Origin of the sequence: Otariodibacter sp. (assembly GCF_029256985.1) — a bacterium.
In the GTDB taxonomy this organism is placed as follows: Bacteria; Pseudomonadota; Gammaproteobacteria; order Enterobacterales; family Pasteurellaceae; genus Otariodibacter.
Genome location: NZ_JARIDQ010000007.1, coordinates 1 through 16,345, shown reverse-complemented (window position 1 = coordinate 16,345; position 16,345 = coordinate 1). Strand labels below are relative to the sequence as shown.

Below are 16,345 nucleotides of genomic sequence, written 5' to 3'. Positions count from 1 at the left end.
CTATAAAATGAAAAAAAGCGGTGAGTTTATTGCAAAATTTTGCAATAAACTCACCGCCGTTTTTCTAAAATAATTTTAAAGTATATAAAATACAAAGATTACGCCATTGACCTTAACTTTAACGAAATCTATGGAAAGATAGACTACCTATACAATTAAAAGTTCCAGTTAATTTAGTATTTTTCAAAAAAAACTTAATATTAAATATATCGAGAGAGCGACAGGAGATATTAGAATAACAAATTTTAAGGTAAAAATAGTGAGATGCCCCTAATAAGGCATCCCATCTCGAACTCATTCATTTGACACGATACTAGATAATAGAGATATTATAGTACGCCTCTAATTTTGTAGTCTAAAGACCATTTATCTGCACCAGTAGCAAACATTAAGAAGAAAGCTAATGCATAGATTGCAGCTAATTCACCATGATTTTGGCTAGGAAGTAAGAAATCATTCCATGATGCATGCATAATGAAATATGCATATGCCATTTCACCACAAAGAATAAATGCTGCTGGTCTAATATACCATCCTAAGAAGATTAATATACCACCTACAATTTCTAATATAGACCCGAAACCCATAAAAGATAATACTGGTACACCTCCATTATGATGAGGTATAGGGAAATCCCAAATTCTTATTGCACCATGGCAAAAGATCATATAACCGACTAGGATACGAACAAATAAAAATATTGCTGGGCGTGATTTATCTAATAACTCTTTCATCTTATTTATCCTTTAAATAAAAAATAAAAACAAAAAAAGACTATATCTTTATGCTAAGAAGATAATCTATCTTTGTAAGGCAAAACGGATTATAAATCATATTTATTAACTTTAAGAATACTTAATTTACTATAATTTGACAATAATCAACAATTTACTTACCTAATATTACTTTTTTAACAACCTTTGACTATTTAATACTACTGTAATAGATGATAACGCCATAGCAATAGCTGAAATCATTGGGTTGAGTAACCATCCTGTAAACGGATATAGCACACCTGCAGCAACAGGAATAGCAATAATATTATAAATTAATGCCCCCACTAAACTTTGTTTCATATTACGTAATACCTCGCCTGAAAAAGGTAATATTTGTAATATAGGTGTTAAACCTGAACGCATTAGTGAAAGATCCGCTGTTTCAATCGCAATATCACTGCCATTATGCATCGCAATACCAACATCAGCTTGTGCAAGAGCGGGAGAATCATTAATACCATCACCAATCATCGCCACCTTACGCCCCTGTTGTTGCAATTGTTGAATTTTTGCTGATTTTTGTTCTGGTAAGACTTCCGCAATAACTTGATCAATGCCGATCTGCTTAGCATAATATTCTGCTGTTTTTTGGCGATCACCTGTTAGCATAATACAGTGATAACCTTTACTTTTTAATTCTACAATCGCTTGCTTTGTTTCTTCTCTAATCTCATCTTGCACATGAAAGATCCCTACGGTTTTTTGGTTAATTGCAACAAAAACTAAGGTACTCACGATATCAGAAGCGGTAAGATCTTGATCAAAATTTGCAAATTTTGCATTACCAATTTTAATTTCATCATCACCATATTTAGCAGAAATTCCCTGCCCTTTAACAATTTGTAAATCAGAAACTTCACATTCAGGCACATTCTGTGCAAAATCAACAATGGCTTTAGCGATAGGATGAGAAGCTTGTTTCTCCAAACTTTTCGCAAGTTGTAATACTTTGTGTTGTTCAATATCTCCAACTATTTCTAATTGGGTTACGGTCATTTTACCTGTAGTTAAAGTACCTGTTTTGTCAAATACTAACGTATCTAACTGACTACTCGCTTGCATTGCATCAATATTTCGTACTAGCACACCAAATTCAGCAGATCTAGCTACTCCTGCAATAGTAGAAAGCGGAATCGCCAAACCCAACGCACAAGGGCAAGCAATAATTAATATGGTGGTAAAAATGGAAAAAGCGAAACTAAAATCTTTACCAACAGCAAGCCAGATCAAGCTACATACTAAAGCAATACCGATTACAACTGGTACAAAAACTGCTGCAATTTTATCAACCATTTGTGCTAATGGAGGCTTACTTGACTGTGCATGTCTTACTGCATGAATAATGCGAGCTAACGCTGTTTGAGAACCGACTTGTTCTGCTCGATAAATTCCTGCGCCATCTTGTACCAAAGTGCCTGCTCGAACTTTATCGCCAACTTTTTTTTCAATAGGTAAGGCTTCACCAGTGAGCATGGATTCATCAATCCAAATTGTCCCACTTTCTAACACTCCATCTACGACTAATCTATCGCCAGTGAGGGCTTGAATTGACATGTCAGGTTTAATCCCTTTAGCTGAAATAGTTTTCGGTTGATTATCCTCAAAAATAACCGCTTGCTGTGGAGCAAGATCAAGTAATTTTTCTAATGCGAGAGAAGAACGTTGCTTTGCTTTAAGTTCAAGATATTTTCCTAAACTTAAAAAACCAATAATCATCACACTAGCTTCATAGTAAAGATGAGCGCCCCACTGTGAAAATACAGTCAAATAAAAGGAATAAAGCCATGCAGTACCTGTACTCATCGCCACTAAGGTATCCATATTTGCTGAACGGTTTTTTAAGGTAGTCCATGCTCCTGTAAAGAAATGATGCCCGCTAAATAACATAGTCAACAATGAAACTAATGCCCAACAAAACCAAATCCATTGGTTATCAGCAGTTAGTCCCATACCTGCAAACATACCGTAAAACATCAGTACGAAACCAACAATTAACGCAATACTAAATTCTTGTTTTTTTCGTGCTAATGTTTTTTGAGTTTGAGCTTGTTGCTTTTCTCGCCTAACTTGTTCACTTTCTAAGACTTCTGCTCCAAACCCAATTTTCGTAATAGCCTGTACAACATCATCTGCATTGACATTACCTTGCACAAAAGCAGTCTGATCCGCTAAATTAACAGAAACAAACTCTACTTCAGGTAAGCTAGAAACTTTTTTTTCTACTCGGCGAACACAAGAAGCACAATGTAATCCATCAAGCAGAAATTGTTTTTCTTCTGCCATAATTTCCTACGCCTCTTTTGCATCAAATCCAATATCTTCAATAGTATCAATGAGTGTTTGAGTTGATTCTTCACTTTCAACTACTGCTAACTGTGTAGCTAAATCAATCTTAATATCTTTTACACTTGGTAAAGTTTTTAATGCTTTTTCTACGCTGTTTACACAAGCATTGCAATGTAAGCCATCTAATTGTAATTGAGTTACTGACATATTACTTTTCTCCTATAAAAAATATAAATCACTATTTTGTAAAAAATAATTATAAACTGACCGCTTGTCGCTATATTTCTCTTTCCTTGTTAATGTGGGCTTAATTCGCTAAAATTCAAGGTCGCTTTACTAACCACATGGAAAAAACTACAAGATGTCAGAAAAACGCTATGATGCGGATGAGATTACCGTACTCAAAGATTTAGAACCAGTTCAACTTCGACCAGGAATGTATACCGATACTACTCGCCCAAATCATTTAGGGCAAGAGGTTATCGATAACAGTGTGGATGAAGCATTATCAGGTTTTGCCACACAAATTGATGTCATCCTACATAGTGATAACTCTCTTGAAGTAATCGATAACGGACGAGGAATGCCTGTTGATATTCATTCCACTGAAAAAATTTCAGGGGTAGAATTAATCCTCACCAAACTCCATGCGGGTGGTAAATTTTCCAATAAAAATTATACGTTCTCAGGTGGTTTACATGGGGTGGGGATTTCCGTAGTTAATGCCCTTTCCCAACGAGTGGATATTACCATTAAACGTGATGGTAAAGTTTATACTATCGCCTTTGAAAATGGCGCAAAAGTAGAAGAACTGACTGTTACGGGCAATTGCCCTAAACGTCAAACAGGCACAGCTGTTAGATTTTATCCAAATCCTAAATATTTTGATTCTGCAAAATTTTCAGTCAGTCGTTTACGTCATCTATTACGTGCTAAAGCAGTACTCTGCCCTAAACTTACAATTAATTTCAAAGATCATATCAATAATACCGAAGAAAGTTGGTATTACGAAGATGGCTTATCCGATTACCTTGCTGAAGCATTAGACCAATATGAATCGCTACCAAATCCTGCTTTTATCGGCGATATTCAAGGGGAAACAGAGGCGGTCAGTTGGGCATTAGCTTGGTTACCTACAAGCGGTGAGATGGTGACAGAAAGTTACGTAAATTTAATCCCAACGCCACAAGGTGGAACTCACGTAAATGGCTTACGCCAAGGTTTATTTAAAGCAATGGTAGAATTCTGTGATTTCCACAACTTACTACCAAGAGGGGTAAAACTAAATGCTGATGATGTGTGGAATCGCTGTTGCTATGTTCTTTCATTAAAAATGCAAGATCCCCAATTTGCTGGCCAAACTAAAGAACGCTTATCTTCCCGTCAATCTGCTAGTTATGTAGAAAATACCACTAAAGATGCATTTAGCTTATGGTTAAATCAAAACGTACAAGTGGGACAACAATTAGCTGAAATGGCAATTAGCTCAGCACAAAATCGCTTAAAAGCCGAGAAAAAAGTGGTGCGTAAAAAGCTAGTGAGTGGCCCTGCTCTACCGGGTAAATTAGCTGATTGTACTTCTCAAGATCTTAAACTGACGGAATTATTTTTAGTTGAGGGAGATTCTGCGGGAGGGTCAGCGAAACAAGCACGAGATAAGGAATACCAAGCAATTTTGCCATTGCGTGGAAAAATTCTAAATACGTGGGAGGTATCTTCTGACCAAGTCCTCGCCTCGACTGAAGTACATGATATTGCAGTGGCGATGGGAATCGATCCTGATAGTGATGATTTAAGTCAATTACGCTATGGTAAAATTTGTATTCTTGCCGATGCCGATTCAGATGGTTTGCACATTGCCACACTACTTTGTGCATTATTCCTCAAACATTTTCCTAATTTAGTCAAAAATGGACATGTCTATGTCGCAATGCCACCACTTTACCGTATTGATATTGGTAAAGATGAAGTGTATTACGCATTAGAAGAAACAGAAAAAGATGCTATTCTTGCTCGTTTAGCTAAAAAAAGAGGCACGCCAAACGTACAACGTTTTAAAGGATTGGGTGAAATGAATCCAAGCCAATTGCGTGAAACAACAATGGATCCAAGTACTCGACGTCTTGTACAACTTACCTTTGAAGGTTCGGAAAATGAACAAGATTCAGCAGAAACAATAGAAATGATGGATATGTTACTCGCCAAAAAACGTGCAGAAGATCGTAAACAATGGTTACAAGATCATGGTAACGAAGCTAATATCGCTGTATAAGCTATATCAGATCTTTTAAGTTAATTATATCCCATCATTCGTAATAAACTTCGGGTGTATTCAATCGCTTCACTACGATTGGTTACTCCAATTTTTTGATATAAATTACGAATATGGGTTTTAATGGTCGTCATTGCTACTACTAATTCTTGTGAAATTTGCTCATTACTATATCCCGAGTAAATCAATCCTAAAACTTGCCATTCACGCTGTGTGAGAGGGCTGATCTTGAGTAGCTCAGGTACTTGTGGACTGGCTAATAAATTTTTGACGAACTCTTCATCAAAATGAGCGGTTTTGTGGCGATTATGTTGATTGATACTCCGCAAAATAAATTGTGCCTTATGTAAGGTAAACTCTTCTAAAATATTTAATTGCAACAGCACTCGAATCTGTTGAGCGATCAAATCTCCTTCAATCACAAAAGCACTAATAAAATTAGTCTGTTGACTTAATGTAAGAGCTTGAATCAGATCTTTTTGAGCCAGATCTTGTCGTCCTTGTAAAAAATAGACTCGATTTCTCAAAATTAATGCACGCTGAGTATCGCTCACTAAATTGAAATTGAAAGCGGTATCTAATAAGTGATTGAGAATCTTTAACGCTTCTTCATACTCTCCTTGTAATAAGAAACAGCGAGCAATATTACGCCACTGACGTTGAGTAAAATGGTTATATGCTCGTGTTGGGAAATTCGTCTGGGCAAGCCAACTTTCTAAATGAGCTGTTTCTTCATTTATTTGCCAGTACATCAACTGGACTTCATCTAATACAGTTATCCAGTCCTTATGTGGAGCACTTCGAGAAAGTAACTCTCGACAGTGTTCAATCAATTTTTCCGCATTATAAATGTCTCCTTTTGTTAAAGAGATTTTGGCTAATAATGCTAAACATTGAATTTTTTCTTCTTCCTTATCAAGTAACTCAATCCCATCATTTGCCATCGCTTCTGCTTGATCCAAATTATGCCACTCCCAGAGAATTTGCCCTTTCAAACGAACTAAAAATTCATTCATTGGAATTTTATGAAGATGAAAATCTGAGGTCTGTTGAGATGTTTCTTTCAATAAATCAAATGCCGACTGCCAAAAACCTTGAGCTGATAAAATCTCCGCCTGTTGTAATCTAGACCATAACCAATGATGATAAGCATTTTGCATAGTCGCTAATTTTTCAACCTGTTGCATAATCGCTAAGCCATCTTTTAAATAACCACGACAATGCTGAGCCTCACCAATTACTGATTTAGCTACAATCTGCGCATAGCCAAACTCAGAAGAAAGATTTTTTAAAGCTTGGTTCGCCAATATATAGGCCTGTTCTTCATCTCCTGCATTAATTGCCACTTGAGCTTTTAATGAATCAAAACGCCCTTGTAAACTTTCACTAAGCGGTGACTTTGGCTCAAACTTTTGCAAAATACCTGTGACGGTTTGATAGCGATGTTGACTTTGCGCCAACCAAGCTTTGAGTAAGACTAAATTCTCTTCTTGCCAAATTTTTTCTGAAGGAAGTCGCTGTAAACAATCTTCAAGTAATTTTAATTGTCCTTGATGAAAGAGCGCCCAGCCATGCTCTTGTAAAATTTGATATAAAGTATCTGTATTATCAAGCAGTTGTGCGTGGTATAAAGCTTCCGAACCATAACCTAATTTTAACCACTCCATAGAGGCATTTCGATGCAGTTTTTGCCACTCATCTGGTAATTCAACTCGGCAACTTTGCGATAAATAATTTGCAAGAATAGGATGAAACTTCCACCAAACCTCACCATCATCTTGTACTAAGCGTTGCACAAATAAGCCTTGTTTTTCTAATTCATCTAGGTATTTCACTCCATTGTGATCTTGAGTGATAGCAAAAACTAATTTTTCATTCATTGAGCGTAAAATTGTACAACGCTGCATAAATTGTTTTAAAGTAGGATCAATATAATGAAAGACTTCTTCATTCAAATAATCAGCAATATCTTGTTGATTTAATTTAGTGAAGAGCTTTTCTGGGAAGTGTAATAACTCCGCATTTTGCTTAATAGCAATACTGACTAATTGAAGTGCAGTAGCCCATCCTTCAACACGATCACAAAGAGAAAAAATAACTTCATCACTGAGTGTCATCTGTAGCTTTTGTTCAAAAAATTGGCGAGCCTCTGCTGGTGTAAACGCAAGCTCATTGGCCCCTATTTCAAATAGTTTTTCATGGATCCGTAAATTAGTGATACTCAAGGGAGGAGTAAGGCGTGATAATAAAATTAAATGCATCGCAGCAGGTTGATGTTTTAACCAAAAGCGTAATGCGTCGTGAATTTCGCTATTTTCAATAAGGTGATAGTCATCTATCACTAAATAAAAAGGGGTTTTTACTTCAAAAAGTGGGACTAATAATTGTCCTAAATACTCCATTAAATTATTTTGATAATGGATCGATTGAAAGCTGATTCCGGTTACATTACTTAATGCTGAAGAAAAATAGTTAGAAAACTGCTCTACTTTATTGTCACTTTCATCTAAAGCAAACCAAACCACACGCATATTTTTAGCTCGCAAACGTTCAATCCATTGCAATGCTAAGATCGTTTTCCCATAACCTGCTGGTGCTGTAATCAACGTCAATGGATAATATTTTGATTGTTCTAATGATCGCAATAATACCGTACGCTCAATATTTTGAGCATTTAATTTATGCATCGCATGTGATTCGCTTGAGATCAATTTAGTCGGAATAAGCTTTGTGACCATCGAATTTTCTCCTAATCATTTGAAGCTAGATTCTATCAAATTTTGAACTAAAATAGGAAAAATTAAGCAAATTGATGGAATTGAAACATGTAATCAGATAAAAAACTATCTTATATTACTTGATTTTATCTGAAATTTTTCGTATATAAAATAAACTCTAATCATATTTAAAATTCATGATGACTAGTTATTAGTAGATTGTTGGATTTATTGCATGATATTTGTTTGGGGGTAATAATCATGTCTATTCATTCTCTTATATTTGATCTAAAAAAAGTGGTAGGTGAAAAATATGTCATCACAGATCCAACAAAAAATGAAATGTATCGAACAGGTTTTCGTTTTGGCACTGGAAAAGCACTTGCCGTTGTTAGGCCCAATACATTATTAGAATACTGGGAAACGCTAAAATTATGTGTTGCTGCCGATGTTATAATTATTTCACAGGCAGCAAATACTGGAATGACGGGAGGCTCTACGCCATATGGCGATGATTATGATAGAGATATAGTCATCATCAATACCATGAGAATTAAGGGTATTCAGACCATTCGCAATGCTGAACAAGTTGTATGTTTAGCTGGTTCAAGATTGAATGAATTAGAAGATTTATTAAAACAATATAATCGAGAACCTCACTCTGTGTTAGGTTCATCTTGTATTGGTGCATCTATTATTGGTGGCATTTGTAATAATTCTGGTGGTGCATTAATTCAACGTGGCCCAGCCTATACAGAAATGGCTCTGTATGCTCAATTAGATGAACATGGTGAATTAAAACTGATTAATAAACTAGGTATTGAACTAGGTAATACGCCGGAAGAAATATTAACAAATTTACAAGAACAAAATTATCACCCAACAGATGTGCTAGTTGATTGTGGGCATGCTCATGATCATAATTACTGTAACCATATTAGAGATATAGATTCAGACACACCAGCTCGTTTTAATGCAGATCCTCATCTTCACTATGATGCATCAGGTTCGGCTGGTAAATTAGGTATCTTTGCAGTGCGTTTAGATACATTCCTTGCAGAAAGTGAAACTGCAACATTTTATCTTGGCACAAATAATACCCATGCATTCACTGAAATACGTCGCCATATTCTTGCTAATTTCCAAAATTTACCAATATTAGGTGAATATATTCATAGAGAGGCATTTGATATTGCAGAAGTTTATGGGAAGGATACCTACTGGATCATCAAGAATCTAGGTACTCAATTTTTACCAAAATTATTTTCGTTTAAAGCAAAAGTTGATCGTCTTTCCAAGAAAATACCATTTTTGCCGAACCATTTAAGTGATAAAACAATGCAATTACTTTCTCATCTAATTCCACAACATTTACCAGTGAAATTTAGAGAATATCGTGATGAATTTGAACACCATTTAATTTTAAAAATGGGAGGGAAAAATGGTATAGAAGAAGCACGAAAATTCTTAAGTGAGTTTTTCAAGGATACTAATAATGGCAAATACTTTGAATGTTCTCCTAAAGAAGCTGAAGCAGCGATGTTACACAGATTTTCTGTTGGCTCTGCAGAAGTAAGATATCGTGCTGTACATACCAAAGAAGTGGAAGAAATTGTCGCCCTTGATGTGGCATTACCACGTAATGAATTAGATTGGTTTCAAGAATTACCAGATAGCATTACAGATAAATTAGTTCATAAAATTTATTGTGGCCATTTCCTTTGTCATGTATTCCATCGCGATCACCTAATTAAAAAAGGTTGTAATTGGAAAGAAGTAGAAGCAGAAATGATAAAAATCCTAGAACAACGAGGGGCTAAATACCCAGCAGAACATAATGTGGGCCATTTATATGAAGCTGATCCTGAATTAAAAGACTTCTATAAAAAATTAGATCCAACTAACAGCTTTAATGTGGGTATTGGACATACTTCTAAGAAAAAATATTGGAAATAATCAAGCCTTTTCAAGAGGTAGAGATACTCTACCTCTTTTCCCTCTCCTCATCCCAACTAATCATCTTTAATATTATCCATTTAAAACCTAAAAATTGAATTAGATCACAATTATTCAAATTCTATATTGTGGCTTGTTATGAAATTGTTAGAATTGTAAAACTCATCTCCTCAAAGGAATCATTATGCCAATCAAATCTCTCATACCGGATCTTAAAAGTGTTGTCAGCGATAAATATGTTATTACAGATTCAGTAAAAAATGAACTTTATCGAAGTGGCTATCGTTTTGGCTCAGGTAAAGCACTCGCTGTGGTTAGACCTGCAACATTATTAGAATATTGGAAAGTTTTAAAATTATGTGTGGCTGCTGATGTCATTATTATATCTCAAGCTGCCAATACAGGATTAACAGGTGGATCAACCCCGAATGGGAATGATTACGATAGAGATATCGTGATCATCAATACTATGCGAATCACTGGTATTCAAACAATTAACAATGCAGAACAAGTTGTCTGCTTTGCAGGCTCTACACTCAATGAATTAGAGTTATTACTAAAACAATACCAACGTGAGCCTCATTCTGTAATCGGTTCATCTTGTATTGGCGCATCAGTAATTGGTGGGGTTTGCAATAACTCTGGTGGTTCTCTTGTACAACGAGGTCCAGCCTATACAGAAATGGCTTTGTATGCTCAATTGAATGAACAAGGAGAACTCCAACTTATCAATAAACTTGGAATCAATTTAGGTAATACTCCGGAAGAAATCTTAACCAATTTAGAAAAACAACAATATCAATCATCTGATATTCAGCTTGATAGTGGCAAAGGACACGATCATCAATATTGCCATCACGTCAGAGAAATTGATGCCGAAACACCTGCTCGTTTTAATGCCGATCCGCATAGACATTACGATGCTTCAGGTTCTGCTGGAAAATTAGGTGTATTCGCCGTTCGTTTAGATACTTTCCCTGAAGAAAAAAATACAGCTACATTTTATATTGGTACAAATAACATTGATGTATTAACTGAACTTCGCCGCCATATTCTTGCAGAATTTGAATCATTGCCCGTATCTGGCGAATATATCCATCGAGATGCGTTTGATGTGGCAGCAATTTACGGAAAAGATACATACTGGGTAATCAAAAAATTTGGCACGCATTATCTACCTAAATTATTTGATATGAAAGCCAAAGTTGATCGAATCTCTAAAAAAATTCCGTTCTTACCATCGCATTTTAGTGATAAAGCTTTGCAATTTTTATCTAACTTTATTCCACAACATCTACCCTTAAGATTACGTCAATATCGAGATCAATTTGAACATCATCTAATCTTAAAAATGGGTGGAAAAGGTGTCGATGAGGCGAAACACTATCTAGCAGAATTTTTCAAAAATACCGAACATGATAATTATTTTGAATGTTCTGCGAAAGAAACCCAAGCAGCAATGTTACATCGTTTTGCCGTTGCCTCAGCCGCAGTGAGATACCGTGCAGTACACACCAAAGAAGTAGAAGAGATCGTAGCATTAGATATTGCACTTCGTCGCAATGATTTAGATTGGTTTGAAAAGCTACCTGATAGCATTACCAATAAATTAACTCATAAACTCTACTATGGGCATTTTATGTGCTATGTTTTCCATCAGGATTATATTGTTAAGAAAGGTAATGACTGGGAAGATATTGAGCATGAAATGCTAAAAATATTAGATCAACGTGGCGCAAAATATCCTGCTGAACATAATGTGGGCCATTTATATGAAGCTGATCCTGAATTAAAAGACTTCTATAAAAAATTAGATCCAACTAACAGCTTTAATGTGGGTATTGGACATACTTCTAAGAAAAAATATTGGAAATAAGTTGATTCATTGAGCAAAAAAATGGTTGCAAAAACTTGCAACCATTTTTCATTTTATCTAATTAAATAAACTTATTACCAAGCTGAATTAATTAATACTTCTTCACCATAACCGCCATTAACTTTTTGAGGGTTAGTTGAGTTATAAGCACGTTGTACACGAATACCACGAATACCTAATTCTCTTGCTGCTAAGATATCATCATCTGAATCACCGTAATGTAGTGTGACATTATGTTTTTTCATATAGAATGATTTATCATATTTATAAGGATCAACTGGCGTATCTGCTGTATATTCTACAAATATTTCATTTGGTAAACTGAAGAAACGTTGTAAAGTTTTCGATAATTTATTTGAGGTATAATTTTCTTGTTTAGAATGCTTTGTTCTACCTGTAATAAAGAAAATATGATCGCCACGCTTCAAGTGCATATTAATCAAATCTTGAGCTGATTTCTTAGGAATTGAATGTTCATCCCCCATTTCTGCAACATAATCCCAGAAATCTTGATTAAACAAATAGCTCACAGGGCCTTTTGGATCATTTGGAATTTGGAAATAGTCCATACCATATCTAAAATAACCACTAGAATGCAATAAAGTATCATCAATATCAAAACTCACATTAATTGGTCCTTGACCTTCTAAACTTTTTTCAATATCTTCAACAGACACAAAATGTACAGCAACTTGTGTTTCATCTGTACTTTTAAAACCTTGGTGAGTATAAGGTACTTTAGGGCCAGCCGCTAAAGCGGCTGTCGATAATGCACTAAGAACTAATAGCAATTTAACTTTCTTCATAAGTTATACCTCTTTATTATAGAACATCGGTTGATGGGGCATAAGATTTTATCCGAAAGCCATTGAAAATAAAATAAGAATTCTTTACTTTCCTGCCCATACAACCATAATTTTATCGTTACCATATTCACGAGAAAATGCCAAATACTTCTTCGTTTCTAATATAGCCTGCTTTCCCTTACCTACAGCAATATGATTTTGACGAAATTTTGCTAATTTAGTCCAATGGTTAATCAAAGATTGATTTTCAGAGTTTTTAGCAATATCAGACCAATTCATATCAGAACGAGTACCTTGAAGTGGATCTGAACCTGTTGCCCCAAATTTACGTCCACTTTCATCTCCGTAATAGATTTGAACAGCTCCCGGTGCTAATAACAATAAACTTCCCGCCATCTTCTGTTTTTCAAAATCATATTCACTATCACTATTAAAAAATAAGTGAGTATCATGGGAGGATATATAACTTAACACATTGAAATCTACTAATTTCTCGCTCATAGTTTGATAGGTTGGTACGATCTTACTAAAACAATATAAAGCTTCTTTCGCTTGATCTTGAAAGCTAAAATTAATCATAGAATCAAAGCCATTTTTGAAATAATTACTTTGATAAACGCCATGTCCCCAAGCTTCTCCAGTCATCCAAAAGTCATCATTAAAATGATCTGGATGTGTCGATTTCCATTCATCGAATGCAGCTTGAGAAGCTTGTTTTAATTCTAACCAAGTGCTTTGTTCCACATGTTTTGCTGTATCCACTCGAAAACCATCAACACCATATTTCTTCACCCAATCAGATAACCAACTAATTAGATATTCTCTTACTTTAGTATCATCTTTCGAAACTGCTTTTGTATCTGGTTTATTTGCAAAAAATACAGGTAAAGTGACCGCTTGATCAGATTCTGTTTTAATATCAGGTAATGCAGATAATGACATTTTCAGATCATCAAATTTTGGGCTGTCGTAATCGCTGATATCCGATCTTACCCATGCTTTACCCCACCATTTACTCCAACCTTCTTGATCAGAAAAATTGATAAAATCATTGAAAGAGTGCCAATTCTGCCCTTTTTTCGGTGTCCAATCAATCCACTTCTCACCTAATATCAAATCTATTTCATCAGGTTTTAAACGTAGCTTACCAAATTTAAACTCTTGCATATCGGCTAAAGTCGCATAGCCCGTATGATTCATTACGATATCAAATAAAACTCGGATTCCTCTTTGATGCGCTTGTTCAATAAAGTTTTTGAGATCATCCTCTGTACCCATATTGGCGTCAACTTTTGTCCAATCTAAATGATAATATCCGTGATAAGCATAGTGAGGGAAATCGCCACGATCACCGCCACCGACCCAACCGTGAATTTGTTCTAAAGGTGAGCTTATCCAAATAGCATCTACGCCTAATTGTTGCAAATAGTCGAGTTTTTCCGTTAAACCTTTTAGATCACCACCATGGAAAGTGCCTATTTCCTCCATCCCATCTTTATGACGACCATAACTATTATCATTAGTTGGATCACCATTATAGAATCGATCGGTTATGGCAAAATAAACTGTGGCATTCTTCCAATCAAATACCGCTGGTTTATCTTCTTGAGTATCTGATTCCAAGAGCAATAATCCATTTGCCTCAGCAGATGGAAGTAAATTAATTTTGCCATTTTTTACCACGGCACTCTGCCCTGAATAAGCATCTCGAACAGTTTCCCCATCTTTGAACACTTTAGAAACATCTAACTCTACACTTTTATGATCCCATATAGGACACACTACACCGAAATCATCCTTACTTTTCATTGCTTTTACCGATAAAGTCAGCATAGGCATTCCGTCATTCGTCGTTATTTGTGCCACATACTGCCCATCTCTAAATAAGCGAGTTGAAGGAGAAGCATCAGAGCAAGAAACTAAAGCCATTGCCTGATTTAATTTCATCGCTTTTTCTGGCTGCAAACAGTTTTTACCATAAAAAAATTGAAAAGGATAACTGCCTTTTTTCAAAAAGGTGCTTGCTCTAACGACGCTTTGATCTATGGGTTGAAGTTCAGAAAAATAATTACTCCGCCACTCACTTGCTTGAAGAGCAATAATTGGAAATAAAGAAAGAAAAAGAAAAGTAGGTTTCATTTTGTCCCCCGAATAGCACCAGTCTATATTCAGTTCACAAAGTTAAGAATAAGCGGAACTTAATCCGCTTAATAAATTGAAATATATCGAAAACGTTATCTTATTTCTGTACCGCAATGTTTTTGAGGAAGATCTTACGAGGCTCTTCTAAGCCTAATCTTTCTGCCTCATTAACTAAGTTCATTGCCTTATTAACATCATTATTTTTTAATGCATCTAATACAGCTTTATTGAAATAAGATTCTGTGCTTTTTTCTACTGGTTTTGCCTTAGCAACAGGTTGTGACTGAACTGCCTGTGTTTGAACATGTTGCACAGCAGGAGTACTCACATTAGTTTGTGATGTTGTTCCAACTACCTGAGGTGCTGGCTCAGATTTTTTAGATTCGAATAAAGGTCCGCTTAATCCGATAAATTGAGTAGATTGAACACCATCAACCTCAACATCCAATTTACCTTGGAGAGTATGTTGAACAGTTAAATCAGGAATTGCAGGGGGTTGATTACCCTTAGCTTTGGCAAGTAATTTCGCAGGATGAGTAACAGTGGAAGTTCCTTTTAAATCTTGTTCTGTTGTGTAAACGATCAAATAAACAAAATCTTGATTAGGGGTTGGGGTTAAATTTAATTCTGCTTGATATTGTGCTGAATCCAGCCCTCTTTCTTGCAAGAATTGAAATTGTGATGCAGGATATTCCACAGAAGGATTAAAATTAGCATCTAATACTAATACATTTGGTACAAAAACCGTTTTATTTTGAATCACAGGGCTACTAATTCTAACTTTTAATGCCCCTTGATTAGCTGGTAATTTATAACCTGCAACCACATTCGCTGATTGAAATTTATGACTATCTGATAACACCATAGATTTCTCTTCTGATAAATTCATATTAACCCATGAAATCCCCTGAGCATCAGCTTTAGATAAATTTAATGTATTTGCAAATGCAGATGACATCAATAATATACTTGATAAAAGTGCAACTTTAAGTTTCATCTATATTCCTTAGTTAAATGTAAAAAAGCGATCAGTGTTACAAAATACTACCGTAATCTGACCGCTTGTTATTAGTACTTATGTAACTAGTACTCATGTAAGTTGGAAGGTATTTTTACCACCATGCTTCCATTTGGATACCACCAATGAACTCACCATCTTTAGCTTTATAGCCATTATCGGTACGGTTTTTAGTATTAAATTTATCATTCCAGTGCGCATAGGTACCGAATACACGGATTGCTGGACGCGCCCAGATACTGCTACCCGCTTGCCATTGTTGTGCAATAGTGTATTTCATCATATCATTTTTCTTACCTGACTCTTGATCTTTAATGCGATCATAACCAACTTCGACTAATGTACTCATAGTATCAGTCCATTTATACATTGGACGAATACCTGCAGAATACCAAGTTTTACCTTTATTATTATCTAGATCGGTTTTTTCATAAATTAAAGCGTACATCACTTCAACTTTATCACTTGGCGCAACCACACCTTGGTCAATAACACG

11 protein-coding genes are annotated in these 16,345 nt (G+C 35.4%); 3 read left to right on the top strand and 8 right to left on the bottom strand.

Translation table 11 applies throughout. The annotated features are described in order from the left end of the window. Positions 1 to 329: 329 nt before the first annotated feature. The 3 genes from Q1J40_RS00800 to Q1J40_RS00790 form a co-directional block, all read right to left on the bottom strand. On the bottom strand, positions 330 to 734 hold the full coding sequence (locus Q1J40_RS00800; protein WP_301098141.1) for a DoxX family protein: 405 nt from the start codon (positions 732 to 734) through the stop codon (positions 330 to 332). 168 nt (positions 735 to 902) lie between these two features. Further along, on the bottom strand, positions 903 to 3,059 hold the full coding sequence (locus Q1J40_RS00795; RefSeq protein ID WP_301098140.1) for a heavy metal translocating P-type ATPase: 2,157 nt from the start codon (positions 3,057 to 3,059) through the stop codon (positions 903 to 905). Between the two features lie 6 nt (positions 3,060 to 3,065). Then, positions 3,066 to 3,269, bottom strand: coding sequence for a heavy-metal-associated domain-containing protein (locus tag Q1J40_RS00790; RefSeq protein WP_301098139.1), 204 nt, complete (start codon positions 3,267 to 3,269; stop codon positions 3,066 to 3,068). 154 nt (positions 3,270 to 3,423) lie between these two features. Between Q1J40_RS00790 and parE the strand changes: the two genes are divergently transcribed. Further along, complete coding sequence (gene parE, locus Q1J40_RS00785; RefSeq protein WP_301098138.1) at positions 3,424 to 5,334, top strand: DNA topoisomerase IV subunit B; 1,911 nt, start codon at positions 3,424 to 3,426, stop codon at positions 5,332 to 5,334. A 20-nt stretch (positions 5,335 to 5,354) separates the two neighbouring features. Here the strand turns inward: parE and malT are convergent, their stop codons facing one another. Then, positions 5,355 to 8,072, bottom strand: coding sequence for an HTH-type transcriptional regulator MalT (gene malT, locus Q1J40_RS00780; RefSeq protein ID WP_301098137.1), 2,718 nt, complete (start codon positions 8,070 to 8,072; stop codon positions 5,355 to 5,357). Between the two features lie 240 nt (positions 8,073 to 8,312). Between malT and dld (Q1J40_RS00775) the strand changes: the two genes are divergently transcribed. Beyond that, positions 8,313 to 10,007, top strand: a complete 1,695-nt coding sequence (gene dld / locus Q1J40_RS00775; RefSeq protein ID WP_301098136.1) for a D-lactate dehydrogenase — start codon at positions 8,313 to 8,315, stop codon at positions 10,005 to 10,007. 184 nt (positions 10,008 to 10,191) lie between these two features. Further along, positions 10,192 to 11,883: a D-lactate dehydrogenase gene (gene dld / locus Q1J40_RS00770; RefSeq protein ID WP_301098135.1), complete on the top strand. Its 1,692-nt coding sequence runs from the start codon at positions 10,192 to 10,194 to the stop codon at positions 11,881 to 11,883. A 74-nt stretch (positions 11,884 to 11,957) separates the two neighbouring features. Here the strand turns inward: dld (Q1J40_RS00770) and aphA are convergent, their stop codons facing one another. From aphA to Q1J40_RS00750, 4 genes are all read right to left on the bottom strand, one after another. Further along, entirely contained in the window at positions 11,958 to 12,689 is a 732-nt protein-coding gene (gene aphA, locus Q1J40_RS00765) for an acid phosphatase AphA (RefSeq protein ID WP_301098134.1), read from the bottom strand. 84 nt (positions 12,690 to 12,773) lie between these two features. After that, positions 12,774 to 14,828, bottom strand: coding sequence for an alpha-amylase (locus tag Q1J40_RS00760; protein WP_301098133.1), 2,055 nt, complete (start codon positions 14,826 to 14,828; stop codon positions 12,774 to 12,776). Between the two features lie 100 nt (positions 14,829 to 14,928). Further along, positions 14,929 to 15,828: a MalM family protein gene (locus Q1J40_RS00755; protein WP_301098132.1), complete on the bottom strand. Its 900-nt coding sequence runs from the start codon at positions 15,826 to 15,828 to the stop codon at positions 14,929 to 14,931. Positions 15,829 to 15,943: 115 nt separating this feature from the next. Further along, positions 15,944 to 16,345 (bottom strand): carbohydrate porin (locus tag Q1J40_RS00750; protein ID WP_301098131.1); only part of this gene is annotated, 402 nt, incomplete at its 5' end.